Below are 26,259 nucleotides of genomic sequence, written 5' to 3'. Positions count from 1 at the left end.
GCGCCCCCCCCTGCCCGTCAGCTCGCCAGGCGCATCAGCGCCCGGCGGCGCGGCGGCACGCGGCTGATTTCAACCCCGGTGAACACATGCAGCGTGTTGAGATCGCAATCGATCACCGCGTGATCCGAGACCCAGCCCCCCATCGCCAGATAGGAGCGCAGCAGCGGCGGCATCCGTCGCAGCGCCTGCTTGGGATCGAGGCGCCGCCCAGACCCAGACCCAGACCCCGATGCCGATGCCGGGTCCGATTCGGCCTCCGCCCCGAAGCGGATCACCCGCGGCGCCTTCACCTGCGGGCGCCAGCGCCTTGGCGCCATGTGGCGGGCGCGCAGATAGGCGAAGGCGTCGGCATAGGCGTCGGCCTCCACGCCCTCGAAGCTCGAACAGCCGAACAGCAGCTCGACGCCGGATTGCTCCACATAGCGGGTCATCGCCCCCCAGGCGATGCGCAGCGCATCCGGGTCGCCATGGCCGGGGCGCAGGCAGAAGCGGCCCATCTCGATCATCGGCGCCGGATAGCGGCGCAGCGCCGACAATTCGTAATGGCGGGCCGCATAGCTGCGCGCGATCTCGGCGCCGTCGGCCAGGCGCATGATGCGAAAGCAGCCCACGAGCCGCCCGCTTCCGGTTTGCTCGATCAGCGCGTGCCGGCACAGCGGGTCGAATTCGTCGGCGTCGCGCGCGTCGGCCCCGCAATCGCGCCGGATGCCGCGCGCCGCGACGAAAGCCTGATGGCGCAAGCGCTGCGCGGCCTCCGCATCCGCGGGATCGTCGCTGAAACGCACCCGATATCCGCCGCGCGTGAATGCGAACATCGCGCCCTCCCGATTGCCTGACGGGTTCTTGATAGGCCGAACCGCTTGACATTACCATGACCGCGGCGCGCATCGGCGCCGGTTCGGCCCTTCGGAGACATGATGACCCGCGATTCCAGCCCAGACGCCGGCCCCGGATCAAACCCGGAACCCGGCCCCGACGCCCCGAAGATCCGCCGCAGCGACGCCGAGTGGCGCGCCCGGCTCGACGATCTCGCCTATCGCGTGACCCGGCGCAAAGGCACCGAGCGCGCCTTTTCCAACGATGATTTCCCCAAGGTCCCGGGCCTGTTCCGCTGCGCCTGCTGCGACGCGCCGCTGTTTGACGCCGCGGCCAAATACGACAGCGGCACCGGCTGGCCCAGCTTCTGGGCCCCGGCGGCGCCCGATGCGGTGGCCGAGCGCGACGACCGGTCCCTGTTCAGCCGCCGCACCGAGGTCATATGCCCGCGCTGCGACGCGCATCTGGGCCATGTGTTCCCCGACGGGCCGCCGCCCACGGGCCTGCGCTACTGCATGAACGGCGTGGCGCTGCGCTTCGCGCCCGAGGAAAGCTGAGCGCCGGTCATCGCCGCGCATGCGTCAATGGACCCGAAACCTCTCCCGGTCTATCACTGGGCGATGAAAGACGCCCCGCCAGCCGATCCCGCGACCGCCTTCAGTCGGGTGCGCACCTGGATCTTCGACCTCGACAACACGCTCTACCCGCCCCGCGACCAGCTGTTTGGCCAGATCGAGGCCCGCATCGCCGCCTATGTGATGCGCGAATTGCAGGTGGGCCGGGCCGAGGCCGACCGCCTGCGCACCGCCTATTGGCACGATCACGGCACAACCCTGGCCGGGCTGATGATCCATCACGGCGTCGACCCCGATCCGTTCCTCGAAGATGTCCACGACATCGATTTTTCCGTGCTGACCCCCAACCCGGCGCTGGGCGGCGCGATCCGCGCCCTGCCCGGGCGCAGCATCGTCTACACCAACGGCACCGCCCCCTACGCCGAAAACGTCATCCGGGCGCTGGGGCTGCAGGGCTGTTTCGAACGCGTCTACGGGGTCGAGCACGCCTTCTACACGCCAAAACCCAACCCCGCCGCCTATCAGCGCATCTTCGGCATCGACGGGCTGAACCCGCGCCGCGCGGCGATGTTCGAGGACGACCCCCGCAACCTGCGCACGCCCCATGAACTGGGCGCGGTGACGGCGCTGATCGGCCCCGGGGCCGATGCCGGCGCGCCGCATGTGGATTTCGCCGCGCCCACGCTCTCGGGCTTTCTGTCGCGCCTCGCCTGATCGGCTTTCCTCGCCGCGCCGCGCGGCCTAGATTGCCCGCCATGGAACGCATCGACACCGACATCCTGGTGGTCGGGGGCGGCCCCGCCGGGCTTGCCGCGACCGCCCTGTTCGCCGCCGAGGGCCATCGCACGCTCTGCGTCGATCGCGAACCGCCGCATCTGGACGCCGGCGACCCGAAGACCGATCCGCGCACCACCGCCTTCCTCATGCCCTCGGTGGACACCCTTGAGCGCGCCGGCGCCTGGGCGGCGCTGGCGGACGAGGCCGCGCCGCTCTGGACCATGCGCCTGATCGACGCCGGCGGCGCCGACAACGCCCCGCGCGAGACCGCGGATTTCGTCGCCTCCGAGATGCAGGAGCGCCCCTTCGGCTGCAACCTGCCCAACGCCGCCATCCGTCGCGCGCTGCTGGATCGCATCGACGCGCTGCCGCTGGCCAGTCGCCGCGCCCCCGCCGCCCTGGCCCGCCTGGTGATCCGGGATCGCGAGGTCGTCGCCGCGCTCGCCGACGGCGCCGTGGTGCGCGCCCGCCTGGCGGTGGCCGCGGACGGGCGCAATTCCGAAACCCGCGCCATGGTCGGCCTCACCGCCAGACGCTGGGGCTATGCGCAAAAGGCGCTGGTCTTCGCGGTCGCCCATGACCGTCCGCATGACGGCGTGTCCACGGAGATCCACCGCTCCGGCGGCCCCTTCACGCTGGTGCCCCTGCCCGATCGCGACGGGCTCCCCCATTCCTCGGTGGTGTGGATGGAAACCGGCCCCCGCGCGACGGCGCTGATGGACATGGATGTCGAAGAATTCGAAACCGCGCTGAACGCGCGCGGCTGCTTCGTGCTCGGGCGGCTGCGGCTGGCGGGGCGCCGGGCGCTGTGGCCGATCATCAGCCAGCTCGCGCCCCGGCTCGACGGCCCGCGCACCGCGCTGATCGGCGAGACCGCGCATGTGGTGCCCCCCATCGGCGCCCAGGGGCTGAACATGTCGCTCACCGACATCGCCGCGCTCGCCGACCTGCTCGCCGACGCGGCGGGCCGGGGCGAGGACATCGGCGCCCCGGCGCTGCTCGCCCGCTACCACCGCGCCCGCTGGCCGGAGATGGCGGCGCGCGTCGCCGGCATCGACCTGCTGAACCGCGCGGCGCTGACCGGGGATCCGCTGCTGGCGAACCTGCGCCGCGCCGGCCTGAAAACCCTGCACGGCCTGCGCCCGCTGCGCCGCGCGGCGATGCGCCTTGGCATGGGCGCCGCCTGAACCCGCCCGCCCAGGCCGGCCCCGCGCGCCGCCCCCGCAATCGACGCGCCACGCAAGGACTCATGACGCCGACCAGGCGTCATTCCGTTTCGTTCGCCGGCAGGCGCGACCCGGGGCGAGCGGCGCCATCCGCGCGACTCCGCGACAAAAAGGGAGGGATGCTCGCGCACCCCTCCGAGGTCTTGGTTGTCAGGCTTCTTTTCTTGTCTGCCCGGAGTTTCGCCTGCGGCCTGATGGCATGAGGGCCGCCGCACAGGCGCCGGCCCGATAATTCAGAAGATCAACTGCACCCCGAGGTCCCGCCGCAGGTGTTGCATTTCAGGCAGGTGCCGTTGCGCACCAGCGTGAAGTTTCCGCACTCGCCGCAGGGGTCGCCCTCGTAGCCCTGCATCCGCGCCTTGGCCCGATTGTCCATCACCGCCAGCCCGATCGCGGCGCCCGGCGACGCGGCGATCGAGGCCGAGGCCACGAGCGTCTCGCTGACCGAACCGCCGCCGCCCACGGTCTCCAGCACCGGAACCCCCAGATCCGCCGAGGCCCCGCCGTTCAGCGCCACCAGCTCGCTGGGCAGGCGCTTGCGCAGATAGCCCGGGCTCGACACCTTGCGGATCATGGCGACGGCGGCGTCGCTGACCTCGCGCGACATCTTCACCACGTTGGACTTGCCCTCCTCCTCGCCGCGGCCGAGTCCGTCCCATTCCAGCCCGTCGGGCTTCACATGGGCCAGATCCGATCGGTCCAGATAGCTCACCGCCAGTTCGCGGAAGATGTAGTCGATGATCGAGGTGGCGTTCTTGATCGAATCGTTGCCCTGCACCATCCCGGCCGGCTCGAAGCGGGTGAAGGTGAAGGCGTCGACGAATTCCTCCAGCGGCACCCCGTATTGCAGACCCACCGAGATCGCGATGGCGAAGTTGTTCATCATCGCCCGGAAAGCGGCGCCTTCCTTGTGCATGTCGATGAAGATCTCGCCGAGCTTGCCGTCCTCGTATTCGCCGGTGCGCAGATACACCTTGTGGCCGCCGACGATGGCTTTCTGGGTGTAGCCCTTGCGCCGCCCGGGCAGTTTCCGGCGCGCCTCGCGTTCGCGCACCGCCTCCTTGACGATCACCTTCTCGACGATCTTCTCGGCGATCAGGCTGGCGCGGGCGGCGGCCGGGGCCTCGGCCAATTGTTCTTCAAGATCGTCGTCATCGTCGTCGTCGATCAGCTGGGTGGCCAGCGGCTGGCTCAGCTTCGATCCGTCGCGATACAGCGCGTTGGCCTTCACCCCCAGCGCCCAGCTGCGCTCATAGGCGCTCAGACAATCCTCGATCGTGCCGTCATTGGGCATGTTCACGGTTTTCGAGATCGCCCCGGAAATGAAGCTCTGGGCGGCGGCCATCATGGCGATGTGGCTCTCCACCGACAGGAACCGCTTGCCGATCTTGCCGCAGGCGTTGGCGCAGTCGAACACCGACAGATGTTCCGGGCGCAGCCCCGGCGCGCCTTCCAGCGTCATGGTCCCGCAGACATGATTGTTGGCCGCGGCGATCTGGGATCTGGAAAAGCCCAGATGCGCCAGCAGGTTGAAGGTCGGGTCCGCCAGCCGGTCGGCGGGCACGGCCAGCGTGCCGGTGCAGAACGCCTCGCCCAGGGTCCACTGGTTGAACACGAAGGAGATGTCGAACGCGGTGGCCAGCGCCTCCTCGACCTTTTCCAGCTCGGCCTTGCCGAAGCCCAGCGCCGCGAGGCTTTCGTGGTTGATCCCCGGCGCGTCGCCGAGCGTGCCGCGCCCGACCGCGTAGCGCACCATCTCCTCGATCAGCGCGCCGTCATAGCCGAGCTTTTCCAGCGCCGCGGGCACCGACTGGTTGATGATCTTGAAATAGCCGCCCCCGGCCAGCTTCTTGAACTTGACCAGCGCGAAATCCGGTTCGATGCCGGTGGTGTCGCAGTCCATCACCAGCCCGATGGTGCCGGTGGGCGCGATGACGGTGGCCTGGGCGTTGCGGTAGCCGTTCTTCTCGCCCAGCTCCAGCGCCAGATCCCAGGCGGCGTGGGCGCGCCCGATCAGCCGCTGATCGGGGCAGTTGCGATGATCGAGCGGAACCGGCGTCACCGCCAGATCCGCGTAGCCCTTCGCCTCGCCATAGGCGGCGCGGCGATGGTTGCGGATCACCCGCAGCATGTGCCGGGCGTTCTTCGCGTAGCCCGGAAAGGCGCCGATCTCGCCGGCCATCTCGGCCGAGGTGGCGTAGCTGACCCCGGTCATGATCGCGGTGAGCGCGCCGCAGATCGCCCGCCCCTCGTCTGAATCATAGCCGTAGCCCATGTTCATCAGCAGCCCGCCGATATTGGCGTAGCCAAGCCCCAGCGTGCGGAATTCATAGCTGCGCCGGGCGATCTGGGGGCTCGGGAACTGGGCCATCAGCACCGAGATTTCCAGCGTCACGGTCCACAGCCGCGTCGCGTGTTCGTAGGCGGCGGCGTCGAACGCCCCGTCGCGGTAGAATTTCAGCAGGTTCATCGAGGCGAGATTGCAGGCCGTATCGTCCAGGAACATGTATTCCGAGCACGGGTTGGAGGCCCGGATCGGCCCGTCCTCGGGGCAGGTGTGCCAGGCGTTGATGGTGTCGTGGAACTGCACGCCCGGGTCGGCGCAGGCCCAGGCGGCGTGGCCGATCTGGTCCCACAATTCGCGCGCCGGGACGGATTTCGCCACCTTGCCGTCGGTGCGGCGGATCAGCTCCCAGTCGGCATCGTCCTTCACCGCCTGCAGGAACGCGTCGGTGACGCGCACCGAGTTGTTGGAATTCTGCCCCGAGACGGTCAGATACGCCTCCGAATCCCAGTCGGTGTCATAGGTGGGGAATTCGATCGAGGCATAGCCCTGCGCGGCGTATTGCAGCACCCGCTTCACGTAGGTTTCCGGGATCGCGGCGCGGCGCGCCGATTTGATCGCCCGCTTCAGCGCGGGGTTTTTCTTCGGGTCGAAGGCGTCGTCCTCGGCCCCGTCCCAGACGCGGATGGCGCCGAAGATCTCGTTGAGCTTCTTCTCGTGGATCTTCGATCCGGCGACCAGCGAGGCGACTTTCTGCTCCTCCTTCACCTTCCAGCCGATGAAGGCCTCGATATCCGGGTGATCCATGTCGCAGATCACCATCTTGGCGGCGCGGCGCGTGGTGCCGCCGGACTTGATCGCCCCCGCCGCCCGGTCGCCGATTTTCAGGAAGGACATCAGCCCCGAGGACTTGCCGCCGCCGCCGAGGCGTTCGTTTTCGGCCCTGAGGGAGGAAAAATTGGTGCCGGTGCCGGAGCCGTACTTGAACAGCCGCGCCTCGCGGGTCCACAGGTCCATGATGCCGCCCTCGTTGACGAGGTCGTCGCTCACCGACTGGATGAAGCAGGCGTGGGGCTGAGGGTGTTCGTAGGCGGAGTCCGATTTGGTCAGTTCGCCGGTCTTGAAATCGACGTAGAAATGCCCCTGCGACGGGCCGTCGATGCCATAGGCCCAGTGCAGCCCGGTGTTGAACCACTGGGGCGAATTGGGGGCCGCCATCTGGGCGGCCAGCATGTAGCGCATTTCGTCGTAATAGGCCCGGGCGTCGGATTCGCTGCTGAAATAGCCGCCCTTCCAGCCCCAATAGGCCCAGGCGCCGGCGAGCCGGTCGAACACCTGGCGCGCCGAAGTCTCGCCCACATAGCGGTCTTGCTCGGGCAGGTCGGCCAGCGCCGCCTCGTCGGGGACCTTGCGCTGCAGGAAGACCGGCACGCCCTTTTCGGGCGCCGGCTTCAGGCGCGCCGCCACCCCGGCCTTGCGGAAGTATTTCTGGGCCAGCACGTCCGAGGCCACCTGGCTCCACGCCGCGGGCACGTCGATGCTGTCCAGCGCGAACACCACCGAGCCGTCGGGGTTGCGGATCTCGGACGCGGTGGTGCGGAATTCCAGGGTCTCGTAGGGGGAGGCGCCCTCGGTGGTGAAACGGCGATCAATCTGCATGTCGGTGTCCCTCGTTCGTCCGTGCCGCTCTCAGGCGGATTCATGTCGTCGCCGCACTCGTTTACGCGCACGCCGCCGAACGCTTGCGCGTTCTGATCCGTATTTTGGGGCAAGGCCCCGCATTGCATTCGATGGGGCGAGGCCCCGTGGTCTGGTGGGGCGAGGCCCCGTGGTCGCATCGGCGGGCGCGAGCCCCTCGCTCCGACCGCGCCGCCCCGGATCAACCGGGATCGGGCGCTGATTTCAGAAACGCTGCCGCCTCAGCCATATGCAGCGTTGCCCACCATATGTAGCTAGTTTCCCTCTCGCACCCCCAAGATTGGGGATTCGGGCCGCCGCCGCAACAGATTTATTCGCGAATTCGACACATTTTGTGGTTGACGGGCAGCGGCGCACTATAGGTGGTGGTGTTGAATTAATAATTTGTTAATCTATGAGTCGCGAATGCCAGCGTGAAAGCAGCATGAAAATTGCCCTGAAAACAGTGTGAAATCAGCGCCTCACCCCCGCGCGGGCCAGGTGTCCGACAGACGGTAGCCGCGCGGAAACGGGTCGCCCGGGTCCAGCATGTGCTGATGGGTTCCGGTGATCCAGGCCCGCCCGGAAATCGACGGCACGATGGCCCGGGCGCCGCCGAGATCGGTTTCCGCCTCGATGCGGCAGCGGAACTCGCCGCCGAGAATCGATCGCGCCCGGTAGCGGTCCCCGACCCGCATCCGGCCCCGCGCCCACAGCGTCGCCATGCGCGCCGCGCAGCCGGTGCCGGTGGGCGAGCGGTCGATCTTGCCGGGCTTGATCGCCACCGCGTTGACCCCGCTCAGCCCGTCGGCCTCCGCGCGCAGCGGCCCGGCGAACTGGCAGAAGGACAGGTGGTCCCAATCCAGCGTCGGATGCGAAAAGCCGATCTGGGCGTTGGCCGCGTCGGTGATGCGCGCGCCAAGCGCCGCCAGGTCGCGCGCCTCGTCCGGGGTCAGCGCGAAACCCAGCGCCGCCGCATCGACGATGACGAAACTGTCGCCGCCAAAGGCGGTGTCCACGGCCAGCGTCCCCAGCCCCTCGATGTCCAGCGGCGCGTCGAGCCGGTGCGCGAAGCTCGCCAGGTTGCGGATGGCGATGCGGGTCGCCTTGCCGTCGCGGCACTGCGCCTCGACCTCGACCAGCCCGCCGGGGGCCTCCAGCACCAGCCGCGTCACCGGTTCGCGCAGGTCCAGAATGCCGCTGTCAAGCAGCACCGTGGCGACGCAGATCGCATTCGATCCCGACATCGGCGGCGTGTCCTCGGGCTCCATGACGATGAAACCGGCGTCGGCGCGCGGATGCTTGGGCGGGACCAGCAGGTTGACGTGCCGGAACACCCCGCCGCGCGGTTCGTTGAGCAGAAAATCGCGCAAGGCGCCGTCGGCGGCGATCCAGGCGCGCTGCGCCTCGATCGTGGCGCCCGGGGGCGGCGCGACGCCGCCCACGATCACGTCGCCGACCTCGCCCTCCGCATGGCAGGACACCACATGGATGACGCGCCCGCTTCGCATCAGCCGGGCGGGCGGCGCAGATCGCGGGTCAGTTCGCGGCTGTGTTCTTCGCGCCGCACCGGGACGAAACCCATGCGCTGATACAGCGGCAGCGCGCGCGGGTGGTCCAGCGAACAGGTGTTGAGGCGCATGGCCGCGACGCCCTCGCGCGCCCAGCCGGCGCGCAGCGCCTCGCCCAGCAGCCATTTGCCCAATCCCCGCCCGTGCAGCTCCGCCCCCAGCCCGAAATAGCGCAGATCGCACAGCCCCGCTTCGCGCCAGTCGAGCATGAAGAACCCGCCGGGCCAGCCATCGACCATCATGGTGAACAGGCTGACATCGTCGTCATGCAGGAAATCGCGCAGCAGCTCCGGGTCGTCGTCATGGCGGTCGACCCATTCGTAAGTCTCGCCCACCATGTCGTAGAGATAGAGGAAATAGCGCCGCGGCGGCTTCACCGCGCGCATCAGCGACACCGGCGCGTTCATCGGCAGCGGCGGGAACGGACCCCGGGGCGGGGCGCGCATCTCCAGATGGGTGACGGTGTAGGCGACGCGCTCGCCGGCCCTGGCGATCATCCGGTCTCGACCTTCAGATCCGGGTATTTGCCCCATTCCGACCAGGACCCGTCATAGACCGCGCAGCGCCGCGCCCCGGCGCGATCGAGCGCCAGCGCCAGGATCGCCGCGGTGACGCCGGAGCCGCAGGTGGTGATGACCGGCCTCGACAGGTCGACGCCGGCGGCCGCGAACACCGCGCGCAGGGCGGCGGGATCCTTCATGGTGGCGTCGTCGTTCAGCACCTCCGGGTAATGCAGGTTCAGCGAGCCGGGGATATGACCGGCGCGCAGGCCGGGGCGGGGTTCGGGTTCGTCGCCGCGAAACCGCGCCGGGGCGCGGGCGTCGAGCACCTGTTCGCCGCCCAGCTTGATCGCCGCGGCCACCTGGGTGACGTCGCGCACCAGCGCGGCGTTGCGCCTGGCGGTGAAATGCCGGTCGCGCGGGGCGGAGACCATGTCCTCGACGGGCCGGCCCTCGGCGGTCCATTTCGGCAGTCCGCCATCGAGCACCGCCACGTCCTGATGCCCGAACAGGCGAAACATCCACCACGCGCGCGGGGCGGAAAACATGCCGCTCTGATCGTAGACCACCACCCGGTGCCCGTCGCCGATGCCGAGCTTGCGCACGCGGGAGACGAATTTTTCCGGCGGCGGCGCCATATGCGCCAGGTCCGAACGCGAATCCGCGATGTCGTCGATGTCAAAGAACCGCGCGCCGGGGATATGCGCGGCGGCGAATTCCGCCTTGGCGTCGCGGCCGCTGTCGGGCATGTGCCAGGACGCGTCGAGCACCTTGACGTCGGGCGCCGACAGATGCGCCGCCAGCCATTCGGTGGACACGATCTGCTGGGGATCGCTGGTTCGGGAATCGCCTTGCGCCACGGGATGCCTCCGGCAGGGAACGGAACGGGAAGCCTGAGCCTTAGCCAAGCGGGGGTCGGGAATCAAGCGCCCCCCGTCTTGCGCTTGCGATCGGCGCGGGTCAGTCGTCGAGGAACAGGTTGACGCGGCGGTTGCGCCTGCCCTTTTTCTCGATCTTGCCAAGGCGCACCGGGCCGATCTCGCCGGTGCGCCGCACATGGGTGCCGCCGCAGGGCTGCAGGTCCACCGTGTCGTCGCCCTGTCCGATGCGCACCAGGCGCACCCGGCCGAGGCCGCGGGGCGGCTGCACGGCCATGGTCTTGACCAGCCCCGGATTGGCGTCGAGTTCGGCGTCGGTGATCCATTCCTGGGTGACCGGGTGGTCGCCGGCGATCAGCGCGTTCAGCGCCGCCTCGACGCCGGCCTTGTCCTCCAGCGCCTCGGGCATGTCGAAATCGAGCCGCCCCTTGAGCGCCGAGATCTGCCCGCCGGTCACCGGCAGCGGGATCGCCACCGACAGCAGGTGCAGCGCGGTGTGGATGCGCATGTGGCGCAGGCGTTTTTCGGAATCGAGGATCTGCGTGACCCTGGCGCCCACCGGCGGCAGGGGCGCGCCCTCGGCCGGGACCAGCACGTTGCCCTCGGGGTCGCCGCCCTTCACCGTGGTGACGATCTCGATTTCGACATCGCCGCCGTCGGGCCCGGCGAAGCGCAGCGCCCCGCCATCCCCCGGCTGCCCGCCGCCGGTGGGGTAGAAGATCGAGCGGTCGAGCGCCACGCCGCCCTGATCGGTCAGCGCGACCACCGTCGCCCCGGCCTCGAACAGATAGGCGTCGTCGCGATGCAGCGGCGCGCAGGCCGGCGGTTGGGCGGCGTGGGTCATGGTCTGTCTCCCGGTCTTGCAGGTTGGCGCGATGTTCGGGCAGGCAGGCGCGGGCCCGCGGTCGCGGGGACGCGGCCCGAATGGCGCGTCGCGGTCATCGCGGGGCGTCCCCCTCGCCCGACTCGCCCGCGGACGCGGCCGGCGGATCGCCCCGGGCGGCCTGCGCCTCGGGCGATGCGGCGGGCGCAGGCGCGGGCGGCTTCGCCGATGGAGTCGCGGGTTGGGGCGCGGGTTGGGGCGGGGCGCCGGCGGCCTGCGCCAGCACGTCGCGCAGCGCGTCCAGATTGCGCAGGTTGAGATCGCGCTGCGGGAAAGGGATCTCGATTTCCGCCTCGCGCAGGCGGCGTTCAATTTCAAAATTCATCTGGCTGCGCACGATCAGCACGTAGTTCACGTCGCGCAGATAGGCGCGGATCTCGAAATTCAGCGCGCTGTCGCCAAACCCCTGGAACACCACATAGGGCGCCGGGTAGCGCAGCACCCTTGGGTGGCTGTCGGCGATGTCCTGCAGGATGCGCTCCACCTCGCGCACGTCGCTGCCATAGGCGACGCCGATGGGCACGATCACCCGGCCGATGGTGCCGCCATGGGTCATGTTCAGCACCGATCCCGAGATAAGTTCGGAATTGGGCACGATCAGCGTCGAGCGGTCGAAGGTCTGGATCTCGGTGGCGCGCACGGCGATGCGGCGCACGGTGCCGTGCTGGCCGTTGACCTCGATCCAGTCGCCCACCTTCACCGGGCGTTCGATCAGCAGGATCACCCCGGAGACGAAATTGTTGACGATGGCCTGCAGTCCGAAACCGATGCCCAGCGACAGCGCGCCGGCGACGATGGTGATGTTGGACAGGTCAAGCCCGGTGGCGCTGACCGCCGCCAGCGCCGCCAGCGTGAAGCCCACATAGCCGATCCCCGCCACCACGGCGCTGCGCCCGCCCTGATCCAGCCGGGTGCTGGGCAGCACCGAACTGCGCAGCAGCGCCTGCGCCAGCCGCGTCAGGGTGTAGCCGATGCCGAACACCAGGATGAAGCTCAGCAGGTCCAGCGGCGACAGGCGCACGTCGCCGACCTGCACGCCCTCGACGATCACCGCCCAGGCTTCTTCCAGATCGGCGAGGCGCGCGCCCCAGGCCAGCGCGATCATCGGCAGCAGGGCGGCGCCGATGACAAAGCCGGCGAAGATCGGCAGCAGCCGCAGCTTCTGCGCGCTTTCGGGGGCGCCCAGCGCCGCGTCGACGCCGTCGCTGACCAGCCGATAGATGACGACGGCGCCGCCGACCAGCCCCACGGTCATGATCGGCGGGGCCAGCGCATAGCGCGAGGCCGCGAAATACCCCGCCGCCGACAGCAGCACGCTGATCACGCCGCTGGCGCGCATGGCGAAGGCGGCGACACGCTGCAGGCGCTGGGCGACGCCGGTTTCGCTGTCATCGTCTTCGGACTCGATCCCCGCCGCCTGATCCGGGTCGCCCTGATCGGCGGGCGCGGGGTCCACATAGCGCGCCAGCGCATACATGGCGCCGCCGCCGAGCAGCGTCAGCGGCAGATTCAGCACCGCCAGCGCCTCGGGCCCCAGCAGCAGGCTCTGCCCGCCCTTCAGCAGCAGGATCCCGGCGAACAGCTTGAAGCCGAGCAGCAGCGACAGCCACGTCGCCCGCCGCGCCTGCCCGTCGTCGAGCCCCGACAGCCGCAGGCGCGGCTCCAGCGGCGAAAAATAGGACCGGGCGATGACATGCGCGGCGATCAGCGGCGCCAGCGCCAGTTCCAGCGCATCGACGATCACGTTGCCCGAGACGCCGAGAAAACCGCTCTGGCGCAGCGCCACGACGACCAGCCCGCCCGCCGCGATCAGGATCGCCGCCCGGAACGCCAGCGCCAGCGACGCGATCCACACCCGCCGCCCGCGGCCGCCGCCCTCCAGCGCCGCCACCAGAATGGCGAACACCCGGGCGCGGATCCAGAACACCATGAAGGCGCCCAGCGCAACCGCGCCCAGCACCAGCGGCAGGCGGTTGCGCCGCGCGGCGCTTTGCGCCGGATCAACCAGCACCTGGCTGATCTCGGCATACAGCCCGATCCCGAGATTCAGCAGATCTTCCGCCGCCGCGCGCCAGGCGCGGGGGTCCAGCGGGCTCGGCCCGCGCGAGGTCAGCTGTTCGGCGAAGCGCTGGCGGATCAGCGCGTCGATGTTCTTGATGTGATTGTCGGCCCGGGCGTAAAGCAGCTCCGCGTTCTGCATCTGCGCGTTGAGCGTCGAGATTTCGCGCTCCAGCTCCATGCGCTTGGCGGCGATGTCCTCGGAATCGTAGAAGCCTTCCTCGGGCGCCGGGCCCAGCGCCTGCTTCTGGCTGTCGAGCGGGGTCAGCGCCGCGCGGGTCTGGTCGGCGAGCGCGCGCGTCGCGGCGCGTTGCGCCACCAGCGTCTGGCGCAGGATTTCCAGCGCCGGGGTGGAGGCGCGCCCGGCCTCGATCACCGACTTGGCGCGCGCGTCGTCCTTGTCCCATTTTTCGAATTGCGCCGCCATCGCCGCATCCGCCCGGTCGGGCGGCGCCGCGATCGCCGCGCCCGCGCCCGCGCCGCCAAGCAGGGCCGGCAACAGGCCCAGGATCAGGCCCATGATCAGGATCAGGCCCATCCTTGCCCGCGGCGTCGCGAGGCGTCGATATTGCGTCATATGGCGTCCCGGTCCTCGGAGCGATTGTCACGCGCGGCGCCCGCCCCGCGCGATCCGGCGCAACCGGTCCCGTGAGGCTGCGAGTCGCCAGGACCCCGCGCCGCCCCTTCTACGCGAAAACGCCGCTCGGGGTCGATAGGGTCGCCGCCCGCCCGGGGGGGGGCGGCGCGGTCAGGCGAACACGTCGGGGATGTCGCGGCGCGGCGCCTCCAGCCAATCGGGCGTCGGCAGGGCCTTCTCGCGCAGGAACGCCGGGTTGAACAGTTTCGACTGGTAGCGGCTGCCGTAATCGGCCAGCACCGTGACGATGGTCTTGCCCGGGCCCATGTCCCGCGCCATGCGCACCGCCCCGGCGATGTTGATCCCGGAGGATCCGCCCAGGCACAGGCCTTCGTCGCGCAGCAGATCGAAGATCGCCGGCAGGGCCTCGGAATCCGGGATCGAATACGGCATGTCCACTTCCAGCCCTTCGAGATTGGCGGTGATGCGCCCCTGCCCGATGCCCTCGGTGATCGACCCGCCCTCGGATTTCAGCGCGCCATGGGCGTAGTAGTGATACAGCGCCGAGCCGCCCGGATCCGCCAGCCCGATCTTGATGTCGCCGTTGCGGGCGCGCAGGCCCTCGGCGACCCCGGCCAGGGTGCCGCCCGACCCCACGGCGCAGATGAAGCCGTCGATGCGGCCGTCGGTCTGGTCCCAGATCTCCGGCGCGGTGCCATCGACATGGGCCTGCCGGTTGGCGGTGTTGTCGAACTGGTTGGCCCAGATCGCGCCGTTGGGTTCGGATGCCGCCAGCGCCGCGGCCAGCCGCCCGGAATAGCGCACGTAGTTGTTGGGGTCGCGATAGGGCCTTGCCGGCACCTCGATCAGCTCCGCCCCGGCGAGGCGGATCATGTCCTTCTTTTCCTGGCTCTGGGTGTCGGGGATGACGATGACGGTGCGAAAGCCCAGCGAGGCCCCGACCAGCGCCAGCCCGATGCCGGTGTTGCCCGCGGTGCCCTCGACGATCACCCCGCCGGGGCGCAAGTCGCCCCGCGCCACGGCGTCGCGGATGATCCACAGCGCCGCGCGGTCCTTCACCGACTGGCCGGGGTTGAGGAATTCCGCCTTGCCGAGAATCTCGCAGCCGGTGGTTTCGGACGCCTTGCGCAGCCGGATCAGCGGCGTGTGGCCGACCGCGTCGGGCAGATCTTTATACACGTTCATGCTGTGGTTCTCCGCATTTGACATCCGAGAGTCTCAGATAGAGCCCCCGGCGGCGGATCGCAAGCCGCGCGGCGCTCAGCCGCCCCAGGACGCGCGCAGCCTGTCGCGATGGCGCGCCAGCCACAGCAGGCTGATCAGGGTCGGCGAGGTGTTGGCCTCGTGATTCTCGACCGTCTCCATCGCCGCGTCAAACGTCATCGCCAGCGATCGGATGTCTTCGGATTCCTGTTCCAGCCCGTGCACGCCGCCTGCGCCGGACAGGTCCGCCTCGGCCACATAGGCGGTGATGAATTCGGCCACCGTGCCGGGCGAGGCGTAGAACCCCGCCGCCTTTTCCATGCGGCCGAGTGTCAGCCCGGCCTCCTCCAGCGCCTCGCGCCGCGCGGTGTCGGCGGTGGTTGCGTCCATGTCGAGCCGCCCGGCGATCACCTCCAGCGGCCAGGGGTCGCTGTCGCCGCGCGCCTGCGGCCCGGCGCGCCACTGGGTGATCAGCAGCACCTCGTCGCGGCGCGGATCGTAGGGCAGCACCGTCACCGCGTCGCCCGAGACCCAGACCGCGCGTCTGATCTCCGGCGACCAGCCGCCGCCGAAACGGCGATGGCGCAGCGTCAGCTCCTCGACCGCGAAGAACGACGCGTAGGGGCGGGCGACGCCGACGACCCGCACGTCGTCGCGGCCAAAGCCGCTGACGCCCTTGCGCGGCGGTTCGGCGGCGGCCTGGACCCGGGCGCGGGCGCGGGCCTTGATCCCGGGCCAGAGGCTGAGGTCGCTCCAGTCGCCGCCCGCCGCGTGATGGGCCATGATCTCGCGCGCGCATTCCAGCGCGAAAGGTTGTTCATCGCGCCGCCAGGCGTCGAAATCCCAGACCGCGCCGAGCCTGTGCGGCGGTTTGGGAAAGAAGCATTTCGCATCGAGCGCCGCCGCCCGCCCCGCAACCCGCACCTGCACGTCGCGCAGGTCGAATTCCGCGTCATCCTCGAAGAAGGCGACGCGGGCGAATTCGGCCTCGCAGAGATCTTCGAGCACGACGCCGTCGAGGGTCGCGCCCGGCGCCGCGACCACGCCGGGAAAGGATTCGCCGAGGATGACGCGCGCTTCGTGATCCGCCAGCCGCGCCGGGACCGGGCGCAGATCGGCGCCGGCGCGCCCGGTGACCGCTTGCAGCAGCGCCGCGTCGCGCAGGCTGCCGTAGAAGAACAGCGTTTGGCAGGTCATGGGCGGTGATCCTCGCGAAGGCGCCGGGCAGGAAAAAGGCCCCCGGCTGGCGTTGCCGGGGGCCCGATCGGAATTGGCGTTCGCCGATGGGGCGGCGCGTCAGGCCAGCGCGGCCTTGGCCTTGTCCACCACCGCGGCGAAGGCGCCGGGTTCGTGGATGGCGAGGTCGGAGAGCACCTTGCGGTCCACCTCGACGCCGGATCTGGTCAGGCCGTTGATGAAGCTGGAATAGGTCATCTCGGCGTCATGGGCGCGGACCCCGGCGTTGATGCGCTGGATCCACAGCGCGCGGAAGTTGCGCTTGCGGGTCTTGCGATCGCGGGTCTGGTACTGGAGCGCCTTGTCCACCGCCTGCTTGGCGACGCGGATGACGTTCTTGCGCCGCCCGGCGTATCCCTTGGCGGCCTTGCGGATCTTCAGATGGCGGGCGTGCTGGGTGACGCCGCGTTTCACTCGTGACATGTCGGGCTCCCGATCAGCGCGCGTAGGGCAGGAAGGATTTCACGGTCTTCGTGTCCGCGTCGCTCAGCACCGTGGTGCCGCGGGCGTTGCGGATGAATTTCCGGGTCCGTTTGATCATGCCATGGCGTTTGCCGGCCTGACCGCATTTGATCTTGCCGTTGGCGGTGACCTTGAAGCGCTTCTTGGCGCCTGACTTGGTCTTCATCTTGGGCATTTCGCTCTCCGTATTCGTCAGCGTGGTTCTGGAGGCGGCTCGGCAGCCCGTCCGAGCCGGCCGCCCCGTGCGCAAGCGCGGTCTATAGCGGGGTTGGGGGGGCGAGGCAAGCGGCGATCCGGCGGGGCGGGGTCATTCGGTCTCGCCCTCGTAAATCAGCTTTTCACGCACCGGGGCGACGCGCAGGATATTCGTGGAGCCGGGGGTGTTGAAGGGGATGCCGGCGATGACGATGATGCGGTCGTCATCCGAGGCGAAACCCGAGGCCCGCGCGGCGCGCGCCGCGCTCACCACCGCCAGCTTGAAGCGCTCGACCTCGTGGGTGTGCACGCAATGCAGCCCCCAGACCAGTTCCAGCCGCCGCGCCGTGGCGTAGAAGGGGGTCAGCGCGATGATCGGCACGCGCGGGCGTTCGCGCGCCGCCAGCAACGCCGTGGTGCCCGAATGGGTGAAGCAGCAGATCGCCTTCACGTCGGTGGTTTCGGCCACCTCGCGCGCCGCGACGGTGATGGCGTCCGAGACCCGGGTGCGGGCCTTGGAGCGCCCCTCCTCCATGGCCTGGCGGTGATAGGGGTCGCGTTCGATTTCCTCGGCGATGGCGTTCATGGTGGCGACGGCTTCGAGCGGGAATTCCCCGGCGGCGGATTCGGCGGACAGCATCACCGCGTCGGCGCCTTCGTAGATGGCGGTGGCGACGTCGCTGACCTCGGCGCGGGTGGGCACCGGCGCGTGGATCATGCTTTCCAGCATCTGGGTGGCGACGATCACCGGCTTGCCGGCGGCGCGGCAGGTGAGGATCAGGCGTTTCTGGATCGGCGGCACCTGGGTGATCGGCATCTCCACGCCGAGATCGCCGCGCGCCACCATGATGCCGTCGGCCTCGGCCAGGATGGCGTCGATGGCCTCGACGGCGGCGGGCTTTTCGATCTTGGCGATGACGGCGGCGCGGCGCTTGGCCAGCGCCTTGCCCTCGATCACGTCCTCGGGGCGCTGCACGAAGCTCATGGCCAGCCAGTCGACGCCCAGCTTGCAGACGAATTCCAGGTCGCGCCGGTCCTTTTCGGTGAGCGCGGCGAGCGGCAGCAGCACGTCGGGCACGTTCACGCCCTTGCGGTCGGATATGGTCCCGCCCTGCGTCACCACCATGTCCGCGCCGGTCTCGTCGCAGGATTTCACCCGCAGCTTGATCGCCCCGTCATTGACCAGCAGATGCGCGCCGGTTTTCAGGGCGGCGAAGATCTCGGGATGCGGCAGGCGCACGCGGGTCGCGTCGCCGGGCGCCGGGTCGAGGTCGAAGCGGAAATCCTGCCCGTCGACCAGGTCCACCGGCCCGTCGGCGAATTCGCCGCAGCGCAATTTCGGCCCCTGAAGGTCGGCGAGGATGCAGATCGGGCGGTCCATCTCGTGTTCGATCTCGCGGATCAACCGGTGCTTTTCGGCGATCTCGTCATGGGTCCCGTGGCTCATGTTGAGCCGGAACACGTCGGCGCCGGCCAGAAACAGCCCCCGGATGGTTTCGCGATTGGCGGAGACCGGGCCGAGCGTGGCCACGATCTTGACGTTTCTGCGGCGGCGCATGGGTGTCCTGTCGTTTTTCGTCGCCGGGCCGATCGACCCGGATCGGGATGCGGGTGAGTGGCGAGGTATATCGGCTGCGAAAGCCGAAGTCTTGGATTTTACGGGTCACAAAGCTGCGAACTGCGCCGGCGCCCCGTTGAAAAGTTGCGGCGCGCGGGCGGATGCGGCCCGGCCGGCGCATGGGCGCCGCGACGCGAGCCCGCCCCCCCGCGGCAAAGGGGCGGCGGCGGCGGGGGCTGAGTCGGCGGGCGGGGGGGCGGGCGGGCGGCGGGGGTTGCGTCGGCGGCGCGCTTGCCTATGGTCTGTCGCGATCCCCCGCAACCGGAGCCCCCATGCCCGCCACGCCCGCTTTCGAACTGGTCAACCCCACCGGCGACGCCGCGATCCTGCTGCTCTGCGACCACGCCTCCAACCGGGTGCCCGGCGAGGTGAACGGCGGCGATCTGGGCTTGCCGCCCGCGGACATGGCCCGTCACATCGCGTTTGACGTGGGCGCGCGCGGGCTGACGCTGGGCCTGTCGGCGCTGCTGGACGCGCCGGCGGTGCTGTCCACGTTCTCGCGGCTGGTGATCGACCCGAACCGGGGCGAGGACGACCCGACGCTGGTGATGAAGCTCAATGACGGCTCCATCGTGCCGGGCAACCGCCATGTGGACGCCGTCGAGGTGGCGCGCCGGCTTGGGGCCTGGCACCGCCCCTATCACGGGGCCGTGCGCGCGGCGATCAACCGCGCCGAGGCGGCGGGCGCGGTCCCGGCGCTGATCTCGATCCATTCCTTCACCCGCCAGTTCCGGAACCGCCCGCCCCGGCCCTGGCACGCCGGGGTGCTGTGGGATCGCGACGGGCGTCTCGCCCGCCCGCTGATCGACCGCCTGCGCGCCGAGCCCGACCTGTGCGTGGGCGACAACGAACCCTATTCCGGCCAGCTCGCCGGGGACACCATGTGGACCCACGGCACCGCGCGCGGCCTGCCCCACGCGCTGATCGAGATCCGCAACGACCTGATCGCCGACCCGGCCGGCGAGGCGATCTGGGCCGAACGCCTGGCCCCGATCCTGCGCGACGCGCTCGCCGCCCTGCCGGCGCCGGGCGCGATGGACGCGCTGGGCGGCGCCGCCTAGACTTGTCGGCCGCCGGACCGACCGCTTCTTGCAGGAGACCGCAACATGGACAACCAGACCCGCACCGAACTCGAAGCCGCCGCCTTTCGTCGCCTCGTCGCCCATCTGCGCGACCGCGCCGACGTGCAGAACATCGACCTGATGAACCTCTCGGGGTTCTGCCGCAACTGCCTGAGCCGCTGGTATCAGGAGGCCGCCAACGACAGGGGCGTCGAGATGGGCAAGGACGAGGCCCGCGAGATCGTCTACGGCATGCCCTATGCCGAGTGGCGCGACAAATACCAGACCGAGGCCAGCGACGAACAGAAAGCCGCCTTCGCCGTCAGCCATCCCGGGCGCTGATCGGCTGCGCCGGGGGGGATTTCGGCTGCGCCGGGGGGATTTCGGGGGTTTTGTCGGGCGCGTTCCGCCCCTAATGTCCGCCGACCCCGAATCCACGCCCCAATTCCCTGCCCTGATTCAAGCGGACAAGAAAATGACCGACGACGACAACTTCTCGCAAAACACCGTGGCCGCGGATCAGCTGCGCTCGATCATCGAGCGCATCGAACGGCTGGAGGAGGAAAAGCGCGAGGTCGCCGAGCAGATCAAGGAAGTCTACGCCGAGGCCAAGGGCAACGGCTTTGACTCCAAGACCCTGCGCAAGGTGGTGACCCTGCGCAAGAAATCCGCCGACGAGCGCTCCGAGGAAGAAGCCATGCTCGACCTCTATCTGTCGGCATTGGGCATGCTCCCCGGCTGAGTCTTGCTTTGCGCGCGCGGCCGCCCGGCCCGCCTGCGCGCAGCGCATGGCGGCCCCCGGCGCAAAACTTGCGCAAGGGGCCAAAACAGGCTAACCGGCGCGCTTGCGCCCACGGACTGACAGGAGCGACGCGATGCAGCGCGGCATGATCCTTGGCGTGGCGGCGATGGCGCTGGTCGTCGTCGCCTCCAACATCCTGGTGCAGCGCCTGCTGGGCGACTGGCTCACCTGGGGCGCCTTCACCTATCCCTTCGCCTTTCTGGTCACCGACCTGACCAACCGCGCGCTCGGCGCGGCGCAGGCGCGCAAGGTGGTGTTCGCGGGTTTTGTCATCGGCATCGGCTGTTCCTTCGTCGCCGCCGGGTTCGAAGCCACGACGCTGCGCATCGCGCTGGCCTCGGGGGTCGCCTTCCTGTCGGCGCAGATGCTCGATGTCAGCCTGTTCGACCGGCTGCGCGCCGGCAGCTGGTGGCGCGCGCCGCTGGTGTCGTCGTTCTTCGGCTCGGCGCTCGACACCGGGCTGTTCTTTTCGATCGCCTTTGCCGCGGGCCTGTCCTGGATCGACGCCGGCGACGACGTGTCCTGGGCCAACGAGGCGGTCCCGATGCTTGGCTTGGGTCCCGCGGCGCCGCTTTGGGCGTCGCTCGCAACCGCGGATTTCGCGGTCAAGATGGCGCTGGCGCTGATCGCGCTGGTCCCGTTCCGCCTGGCGCTGGGCCTGATCCGGGGCGCCCGCGCCGCCTGACCCGCCCGCCGCCGATCGCGAAAAACACTGGACGCGCCGCCGATGGCGCCGCATCTTTTCAGCTGGCGTTCAACAACGGAGAGGAGGTGGTCCAATGTCGAGTGAGACCTTGGAGGTGTCGGTCGGGTCTGCGCGCGAGGATCCGCGGTAGGGGCAGCCCCCTTTTCCACGGAGGCTCAGGCGCGGCCCCAGCGGCCGCCCGCCCGACGCTCCGACGCTCACGAATTTCTGCAGGGGGCCGCGCATCGACGCGGCCCCCTTTGTCCGACCGGCCGCATCGAACCGGCCCCCGCAGCCCGACAGACCGAAAAACCGCAGGGCGCATGCCATGATCCGCGTCACCGATCAGATCGCCATCGCCGAATGGGAGCTCAGCGAAAGCTTCGCGCGCTCCTCCGGCCCCGGCGGGCAGAACGTCAACAAGGTGGAGACCGCCGTCGAGCTGCGCTTCGAGGCCGAACGCTCGCCCAACCTGCCCCCCGACGTGAAGGCGCGGCTGAAACGCCTGGCCGGGCGGCGCTGGACCAAGGACGGCGCGGTGGTGCTGCGCGCCGAATCCCACCGCTCCCAGCTGCGCAATCGCGAGGACGCGCTGAACCGGCTGATCGCGCTGATCGCCGCGGCGGCGGTGCGCCCCAAGCGGCGCGTGCCCACCAAGCCGTCAAAGGGCGCCAGGCGCCGGCGCATGGACGCCAAGACAAGGCGCGGCGCGATCAAATCGCTGCGCGGCAAGCCGCCCGGCGAGGATTGATGCCCTGTCATTGGCGTTCAGGCCAGATCCCCCGGCGTGACAAAGCGGGAGAAACGCCCGCCGCCCGGGGCGACGGCAGACCAGTCGGGGGCGTCGAATTCCAGCACGGCGATGGCGGCGGTGGGGAATTTCCGGAACGCCCGGCGGCAATCCGCCGGCGCGCGTTCTCGGGCCAGCATCGCCAGAACATCCCCCATCCCCGGCTGATGGCCAAGCAGCAGCAGCGCCCGCGCGGCGTCCGGCGCGCCGCGCAGAACCGCCAGCAGCGCCTCGGCGCGCGCGTGATACAGCGCGCCGCTGGCCCGCATCGGCGCGCCGTCCAGCCCCATGCGCGCCCAGGTGTCCCGGGTGCGCACGGCGTCCGAGACGATCGCCAGATCCGGGACCAGCCTCCGATCGCGCAGCCAGCGGCCCATCAGCGGCGCCGCGGCGCGCCCGCGCGCGTTCAGCGGGCGGGCGTGATCGGCCAGGCTCGGGTCGCCCCAGGCCGATTTCGCGTGACGCATCAGGATCAGGGTTTTCATGCCTCAGGGCCTCGCGCGCAGAAAAGCCGCCATGTGGAACGCCGCCTGCGCCGGTTGCGGGGCGACATCGCGCCCCACCGGGCAGGCGCGCCGGGCCCGGCAGCCGCGCGCCAGGCAATCCGCGCCCTCGGGGCGGCGCAGATGCGCGGCGCATGCGGCGGTGTCGTAACCATGATCCGAGAACGCCGCCACCGGGCAGGCGGCGCGGCAAGGCGCGGCGCAGGCGTCGCAGGGGCGCGAAACATCGGGGCGCGCGGGCGCGGCGATCGGCGCCGCCAGCGCCAGCGCCCCGCGCCACGAACTCCACAACCCGCGTTGGCCATGCACCATCATGCCCAGCGGCGAGGGCCAGACCGGCTCGGCCCGCCTCGCCCATTGCAGGAAGGGCGGATGGGGCGGCCCGTCCGAAGGCAGAACCGCCGCCGCCCCGAAGCGCGCCGCCAGATCGCCCACAACCCGCGCCGACCAGCGGTCCAGCGGGTCCGGCGCGCCGTCGCCATGTTCGGGCGCCCCCGTGAACGCCGCCCACATGCGCCCCCCGTCGGCGGCGAGCAGGACCAGCGCGCGAATCCCCGGGGCCAGCCCCGGCGCCGCCGCGCCCCCGGCAAGATCGAACCCCGAGGCCGCCAGACCGAAATCCCGCGCCGCCGCGGCGATCGCCGCGAAATCCCTTTCGGCCGGGGGCGCGCCCGCGCTCACTTGCGCCGAAACGGAAAGGCCAGGCTCCAGACCAGCCGCGCCGGGGCCTCGGTCTGGTGCTCGGCCAGCCCCAGGGTCATGCCGGTCTGCCCGTCGCGCGGGTCGGCGGTGTAGGTGCGGAACAACCGGTCCCACCAGGGCAGGTTGAAGCCGTAATTGCTGTCGGTCTCGGCCACGATCACGGAATGGTGGATGCGGTGCATGTCCGGGGTCACCACCAGCCAGCGCAGCGGGCCTTCGATCGCCGCGGGCAGGCGGATGTTGGCGTGGTTGAACAGGGCGACCCCGTTCAGCACGATCTCGAACAGGATCACCGCCAGCGCCGGCGCCCCCAGCGCGTAGACCAGCCCGATCTTCAGCAGCATGGACAGCGCGATCTCGATGGGGTGAAATCGGATCGCGGTGGTGACGTCCACGTCGCGATCGGCGTGATGCACCCGGTGCAGGCGCCACAGGATCGGGATCTTGTGGCTCAGCAGATGCTGGAGCCAGATGGCGAAATCCAGCGCCAGCATCACCAGCGGGACCTCCAGCCAGGCGGGCCAGTCCAGCGCGTTGAACAGCCCCCAGCCATTGGCCTGCGCATCCAGCGCGGCGCCTACGGCGGCGGCCGGGAACAGCAGCCGCACCACGGCGCTGTCGAGGATCACCAGCCCCCAGTTGGTGCCCCAGCGCGGCCAGCGGCCCAACGCGCGGGCGCGGCCCGGGCGGGTGGCCTCCCAGATCGCCATAAGCGCGAACACGCCCAGAAAAACGGCTATGCGGATGATCGGTTCGTTTTGCATGGGTCAGAATTGCGGGAAGCCGCCCCCGGGTCAATGCGGCTCGCGGCATCGTGCATGCGGCGCCTTGCCCCGCTTGACGCCGCGCCCCGCCCATCAGCCGCGCGCGCCAGGCGGCGCCTGGACCCGGGCGAAGGATCAGACATGGTCCAGCCCGGCCAGATAGCCTTCAAGGCTGCGATCCGGCGTCGGGGCGAAGCCGTCCCCGGTCAGGCGCAGCGCGGCGATGCGGTCGAAGCGGAAATTGCGGTAGTCGGCGCGCAGTTCGCACCAGGCCAGCAGCGTCCATTTGCCGGTCCAGCCGATCAGCCCCAGCGGCCAGACCACCCGCGCCGACGCGCGGCCCTCGGCGTCCAGATAGTCGAGGCGCAGCTTCAGACGCGCCTCGCAGGCCTCGCGGATGCGCTGGTGGCGGTCGCGCAGCGGGTCGTCGCCCCGCATCACCGGGATGCGATAGGGCTGGGCGTCGGCCATGGCCTTGGCGGGTTCGTCCAGAATGGCGCGGATCTTGGCCTCGGCGCGGCGCGCGGCGCCGCCGAGGCCGGGATCGGTGAAGGCGCGCACCATGGCGCCGCCCACCAGCAGCGCCAGCACCTCGTCGCGCTCGAACATCACCGGGGGCAATTCGAAGCCGGGGGCGAGCCGATAGCCCACCCCCGCCTCGCCGTCCACCGGCACGCCCGCCTGTTCCAGCGCGCGAATGTCGCGATAGACGGTGCGCGTCGACACCTCCAGCGCCTCGGCCAGCGCCGCGGCGGTGATCGCCAGCCGCCGCCCGCGCAGCAGCGACACCAGCTGGAACAGGCGGGCGGCCTTGCGCATGGGCTACGCCGCCATGGCGGCGGGGGCGGCGTTGGAGCGCACCGGCAGATGCGCCATGGCCACGCTGGCCGGGTCGATCATCCGCATCGCCGCGCATGCGCCCATGGCCGCCATGAATTTCGCGCTGGCGGTCCTGGCCGCGTCCGGATCGGCCCAGAACACCATGTCCATCCACACGCCGTCCTCGCGGCGGACAAGGGCGCGATACTGGAAGCCGGGCTGGGTTTTCGCCCAGTCGCCGATCTCGGCGGCGGCGGCGGCGAAGGCGTCCTCGGAGGCGCCTTCGATCAGCGAGAAGGTGACGAATTCGAGAGTCTGGGAAAGAGCGGTCATGGTTTTCGGTCCTGTCAGCAAGCGCCCGATCGGCGCAGGGACAGTCATGGCGCCCCCCTGCTGACACCATCATGTCAGCAGGGTTCCTGTCATGGATGTTTTTTTGGGACCGGGGCCGGCGGCGCGCCCGGCCTGGCCCGGTTCGCACCCGATCAAACCCGGTTCAAGCCGGTTCAAGCCGGTGTCAGCCCGCCTTGATCAGCGTGCCGGCGCCGTGTTCGGTGAACAGCTCCAGCAGGCAGGCATGGGGCGCGCGGCCGTCGAGAATCACCACCGCCTCCACCCCGGCGGCGATGGCTTCGAGCGCGGTGGCGGTCTTGGGGATCATGCCCCCGGCGATGACCCCCGATTCCGTGAGCCGGCGCACGTCTTCGGGGGTCACTTGCGTGAGCACGTCGCCGGCGCTGTCCTTGACGCCCGAAACGTCGGTGAGCAGCAGCAGGCGTTCGGCCTTCATCGCCCCGGCGATGGCCCCGGCGGCGGTGTCGCCGTTGACGTTGTAGGTCTCGCCGCCCCGGCCCACGCCCACCGGCGCGATCACCGGGATGAAATCGCTGTCGATGAAGGTGCGCAGCACCGCCGCGTCCACCTGCACCGGCTTGCCCACGAAACCCAGATCCAGGATCCGTTCGATGTTGCTGTCGGGATCGCGGCGGGTGTTCAGCGCCTTTTCGCAGATCATCAGGTTGGCGTCCTTGCCGCTGAGCCCCACCGCCCTGCCCCCCTGGGCGTTGATCGCGGTGACGATCGCCTTGTTGATGCGCCCCGACAGCACCATCTCCACCACCTCGACCGTGGCGGCGTCGGTCACCCGCAACCCGTTGATGAATTCGCTTTCGATGGACAGGCGTTTCAGCATCTGGGCGATCTGCGGACCGCCGCCATGCACCACCAGCGGATGCACGTTGCATTGCTTCATCAACACGATGTCCCGCGCGAAATGCTCCAGCGCCTTGGCGTCGCCCATGGCGTGGCCGCCGAATTTCACCACCACCCGGGCGCCGTCATAGCGTTGCAGAAGCGGCAGGGCCTCGCTGAGCGTGCGGGCGGTGGCGATCCAGTCGCGTTTCATGGCGGCGGATTTCTCCATCTGGGACTCCCTCGGGCAATGCGCGGGGGTTTCTTAGCGCGGCGACCGCCCGGAGACCAGCGCAGCGACGCGCGAGGGCGGCGAACCGGCGGGCGGGCGCCGGCGCCGCGTGGCGCAAAGCCCCGCCGCGCGGCTTGCGCCCGGCCAGCCGCG

The 26,259-nt window shown here is 70.1% G+C and carries 26 protein-coding genes; 8 read left to right on the top strand and 18 right to left on the bottom strand.

All coding sequences use genetic code 11. From position 1 onward, the window contains the following. Positions 1-17: 17 nt before the first annotated feature. Positions 18-815, bottom strand: coding sequence for a GNAT family N-acetyltransferase (locus AC1HC7_RS18160; protein WP_479498401.1), 798 nt, complete (start codon positions 813-815; stop codon positions 18-20). Positions 816-917: 102 nt separating this feature from the next. On the opposite strand from AC1HC7_RS18160, the gene msrB reads away from it, so the two are divergent. The 3 genes from msrB (at position 918) to AC1HC7_RS18145 (ending at position 3,355) form a co-directional block, all read left to right on the top strand. Continuing rightward, positions 918-1,373, top strand: coding sequence for a peptide-methionine (R)-S-oxide reductase MsrB (gene msrB / locus AC1HC7_RS18155; RefSeq protein ID WP_479498400.1), 456 nt, complete (start codon positions 918-920; stop codon positions 1,371-1,373). A 63-nt stretch (positions 1,374-1,436) separates the two neighbouring features. After that, the gene (locus tag AC1HC7_RS18150; protein WP_479498434.1) at positions 1,437-2,105 is read left to right on the top strand and encodes a pyrimidine 5'-nucleotidase; all 669 of its coding nucleotides are present in this window, start codon (positions 1,437-1,439) and stop codon (positions 2,103-2,105) included. A gap of 41 nt (positions 2,106-2,146) precedes the next feature. Continuing rightward, positions 2,147-3,355 (top strand): FAD-dependent monooxygenase, encoded by a 1,209-nt coding sequence (locus tag AC1HC7_RS18145; protein ID WP_479498399.1) that lies wholly within the window; start codon positions 2,147-2,149, stop codon positions 3,353-3,355. A gap of 280 nt (positions 3,356-3,635) precedes the next feature. Here the strand turns inward: AC1HC7_RS18145 and AC1HC7_RS18140 are convergent, their stop codons facing one another. From AC1HC7_RS18140 to pyk, 11 genes are all read right to left on the bottom strand, one after another. Next, the gene (locus AC1HC7_RS18140) at positions 3,636-7,337 is read right to left on the bottom strand and encodes a vitamin B12-dependent ribonucleotide reductase (RefSeq protein ID WP_479498398.1); all 3,702 of its coding nucleotides are present in this window, start codon (positions 7,335-7,337) and stop codon (positions 3,636-3,638) included. Between the two features lie 500 nt (positions 7,338-7,837). After that, entirely contained in the window at positions 7,838-8,866 is a 1,029-nt protein-coding gene (locus AC1HC7_RS18135; protein ID WP_479498397.1) for a trans-3-hydroxy-L-proline dehydratase, read from the bottom strand. Then, positions 8,866-9,423 (bottom strand): GNAT family N-acetyltransferase, encoded by a 558-nt coding sequence (locus tag AC1HC7_RS18130; RefSeq protein ID WP_479498396.1) that lies wholly within the window; start codon positions 9,421-9,423, stop codon positions 8,866-8,868. Before AC1HC7_RS18130 ends, AC1HC7_RS18135 begins: the two co-directional genes overlap by 1 nt. Then, entirely contained in the window at positions 9,420-10,286 is an 867-nt protein-coding gene (gene sseA, locus AC1HC7_RS18125; RefSeq protein WP_479498395.1) for a 3-mercaptopyruvate sulfurtransferase, read from the bottom strand. Before sseA ends, AC1HC7_RS18130 begins: the two co-directional genes overlap by 4 nt. A 100-nt stretch (positions 10,287-10,386) precedes the next feature. Then, complete coding sequence (locus AC1HC7_RS18120; protein WP_479498394.1) at positions 10,387-11,148, bottom strand: alanyl-tRNA editing protein; 762 nt, start codon at positions 11,146-11,148, stop codon at positions 10,387-10,389. A 94-nt stretch (positions 11,149-11,242) separates the two neighbouring features. Further along, on the bottom strand, positions 11,243-13,822 hold the full coding sequence (locus AC1HC7_RS18115; RefSeq protein WP_479499286.1) for a DUF3772 domain-containing protein: 2,580 nt from the start codon (positions 13,820-13,822) through the stop codon (positions 11,243-11,245). A 171-nt stretch (positions 13,823-13,993) separates the two neighbouring features. Further along, complete coding sequence (locus tag AC1HC7_RS18110) at positions 13,994-15,028, bottom strand: cysteine synthase A (protein ID WP_479498392.1); 1,035 nt, start codon at positions 15,026-15,028, stop codon at positions 13,994-13,996. Between the two features lie 75 nt (positions 15,029-15,103). After that, positions 15,104-16,243, bottom strand: coding sequence for an NUDIX domain-containing protein (locus AC1HC7_RS18105; protein ID WP_479498391.1), 1,140 nt, complete (start codon positions 16,241-16,243; stop codon positions 15,104-15,106). Between the two features lie 99 nt (positions 16,244-16,342). After that, entirely contained in the window at positions 16,343-16,705 is a 363-nt protein-coding gene (gene rplT, locus AC1HC7_RS18100) for a 50S ribosomal protein L20 (RefSeq protein ID WP_479498390.1), read from the bottom strand. Between the two features lie 13 nt (positions 16,706-16,718). Then, a complete protein-coding gene (rpmI, locus tag AC1HC7_RS18095) occupies positions 16,719-16,919 on the bottom strand; it encodes a 50S ribosomal protein L35 (protein ID WP_479498389.1) in 201 nt (66 codons plus the stop codon). Between the two features lie 132 nt (positions 16,920-17,051). After that, positions 17,052-18,497 (bottom strand): pyruvate kinase, encoded by a 1,446-nt coding sequence (gene pyk / locus AC1HC7_RS18090; RefSeq protein ID WP_479498388.1) that lies wholly within the window; start codon positions 18,495-18,497, stop codon positions 17,052-17,054. Positions 18,498-18,829: 332 nt separating this feature from the next. On the opposite strand from pyk, the gene AC1HC7_RS18085 reads away from it, so the two are divergent. From AC1HC7_RS18085 to arfB, 5 genes are all read left to right on the top strand, one after another. Continuing rightward, the gene (locus tag AC1HC7_RS18085; protein ID WP_479498387.1) at positions 18,830-19,618 is read left to right on the top strand and encodes an N-formylglutamate amidohydrolase; all 789 of its coding nucleotides are present in this window, start codon (positions 18,830-18,832) and stop codon (positions 19,616-19,618) included. 45 nt (positions 19,619-19,663) lie between these two features. Then, positions 19,664-19,960, top strand: coding sequence for a DUF1244 domain-containing protein (locus tag AC1HC7_RS18080; RefSeq protein ID WP_479498386.1), 297 nt, complete (start codon positions 19,664-19,666; stop codon positions 19,958-19,960). Between the two features lie 133 nt (positions 19,961-20,093). Beyond that, a complete protein-coding gene (locus AC1HC7_RS18075) occupies positions 20,094-20,360 on the top strand; it encodes a DUF2312 domain-containing protein (RefSeq protein ID WP_479498385.1) in 267 nt (88 codons plus the stop codon). Between the two features lie 133 nt (positions 20,361-20,493). After that, positions 20,494-21,105, top strand: a complete 612-nt coding sequence (locus AC1HC7_RS18070) for a VUT family protein (protein ID WP_479498384.1) — start codon at positions 20,494-20,496, stop codon at positions 21,103-21,105. A 328-nt stretch (positions 21,106-21,433) separates the two neighbouring features. Next, positions 21,434-21,856: an alternative ribosome rescue aminoacyl-tRNA hydrolase ArfB gene (arfB, locus tag AC1HC7_RS18065; protein WP_479498383.1), complete on the top strand. Its 423-nt coding sequence runs from the start codon at positions 21,434-21,436 to the stop codon at positions 21,854-21,856. A gap of 17 nt (positions 21,857-21,873) precedes the next feature. On the opposite strand, the gene AC1HC7_RS18060 is transcribed toward arfB, so the two are convergent. From AC1HC7_RS18060 to argB, 6 genes are all read right to left on the bottom strand, one after another. Continuing rightward, positions 21,874-22,380 carry a SixA phosphatase family protein gene (locus AC1HC7_RS18060; protein ID WP_479499285.1) on the bottom strand — a complete coding sequence of 169 codons (507 nt, stop codon included), beginning with the start codon at positions 22,378-22,380 and terminating at the stop codon, positions 21,874-21,876. Positions 22,381-22,383: 3 nt separating this feature from the next. Beyond that, positions 22,384-23,079, bottom strand: a complete 696-nt coding sequence (locus AC1HC7_RS18055) for a ferredoxin (RefSeq protein ID WP_479499284.1) — start codon at positions 23,077-23,079, stop codon at positions 22,384-22,386. After that, positions 23,076-23,864: a sterol desaturase family protein gene (locus AC1HC7_RS18050; protein ID WP_479498380.1), complete on the bottom strand. Its 789-nt coding sequence runs from the start codon at positions 23,862-23,864 to the stop codon at positions 23,076-23,078. The genes AC1HC7_RS18055 and AC1HC7_RS18050 overlap by 4 nt, the downstream gene beginning before the upstream one ends. A gap of 135 nt (positions 23,865-23,999) precedes the next feature. Beyond that, positions 24,000-24,683, bottom strand: a complete 684-nt coding sequence (locus AC1HC7_RS18045) for a helix-turn-helix transcriptional regulator (protein ID WP_479498379.1) — start codon at positions 24,681-24,683, stop codon at positions 24,000-24,002. Between the two features lie 3 nt (positions 24,684-24,686). Continuing rightward, complete coding sequence (locus tag AC1HC7_RS18040) at positions 24,687-25,016, bottom strand: hypothetical protein (protein ID WP_479498378.1); 330 nt, start codon at positions 25,014-25,016, stop codon at positions 24,687-24,689. Positions 25,017-25,200: 184 nt separating this feature from the next. Beyond that, entirely contained in the window at positions 25,201-26,106 is a 906-nt protein-coding gene (gene argB / locus AC1HC7_RS18035; RefSeq protein WP_479498377.1) for an acetylglutamate kinase, read from the bottom strand. Positions 26,107-26,259 lie beyond the last annotated feature (153 nt).

The organism is Oceanicella sp. (genome assembly GCF_056449545.1).
The sequence above is the reverse complement of the archived record's forward strand: the minus strand, read 5'-3'. Positions and strand labels throughout refer to the sequence as shown.